The sequence below is a fragment of the Limosilactobacillus mucosae genome, from assembly GCF_046939755.1.
GTDB lineage: Bacteria > Bacillota > Bacilli > Lactobacillales > Lactobacillaceae > Limosilactobacillus > Limosilactobacillus mucosae_A.
Window position 1 is genome coordinate 1 of sequence record NZ_JBKZAY010000072.1, and the last position, 965, is coordinate 965.

The 965-nt window shown below is 41.1% G+C and carries 1 protein-coding gene; it reads left to right on the forward strand.

Annotated features, from left to right (window positions below; translation table 11 throughout):
* Window positions 1-241: 241 nt before the first annotated feature.
* Complete coding sequence (locus ACLUWI_RS10115; RefSeq protein WP_412147219.1) at window positions 242-916, forward strand: hypothetical protein; 675 nt, start codon at window positions 242-244, stop codon at window positions 914-916.
* Window positions 917-965 lie beyond the last annotated feature (49 nt).

Genomic DNA, 965 nt, shown 5'->3' on the forward strand with positions numbered 1-965 from the left:
AAATAATCTTTAATATAGAGTATCTTTTGTTACATTATTATTACTCTTGCTATAAAGCGCTAGAAAACGCTATCAATACTATTGTAAAGCTGTAGTGGTAGGGTAAGTCAAATAATAAGAATTAATCGCTGTAATATTTTTGAAATATTTGTTACATTATTGTTCGAAATGAAGTATAATAAGAGTGTAAAGAAAAAGAAAATTCATTCAGGAAATTCTAATTTGATCGGGGGTAAGGATCATGATGAAGCTGCAACACAAAATTTTAACAAGTTCAATTATTTTAATGGCTGCACTGGGTTTGACGGGTTGCGCCACCAGTTCCAGCACCTCAACGACTACTAGCCAAGAAGCCAGCAGCGTAAAGGTAGCTAAGAGTACCAAGAGTGCTAAAAGCGTAAAGAAAGCTGCAAGTTCTTCTAGTCAATCTCAGAGCAGCTCGGTTGCTTCAACTAGTTCAGTACAGAATGAAAGTTCAGTTGCTTCGGTTGCATCTGCACCGGTAGCTTCAAGCAATAGCGAGACGGCTGTTTCTAAGGCTACTCAAACTACTACAGCTCCAGTAGCAGCGGCTACGACTATAAGTCAAGCAGCAAATGTTGACACCAACAAGGCGGCTGAATCCAGCAGTGTTACTAGCAGCGGCGAAAGTGCTAATGTAGAATCACAAGTAGTTGCACAACACGTTGACACCGAAGAAGCCGGTATCATCAACGGTTTGGTACAAGCAGCCGGTCTGCAACAGGAAAATGGCGACCAATACACCGTTACTAAGGGTGAAGATGGCTACTACCAAGTAGACGTACGCAACTCAGATGGTGACCCAAATGTTTCCCACTTGAAGGGAATCTACCAATACAACCCAACTACAAATCAATACAAGGTAATGGACCCAACCACTGGTGAGTTCAACTAATCAAAGGTTAAGCTTTCATCGCAGGTACTGTACCCTGTCAAGGTAACAT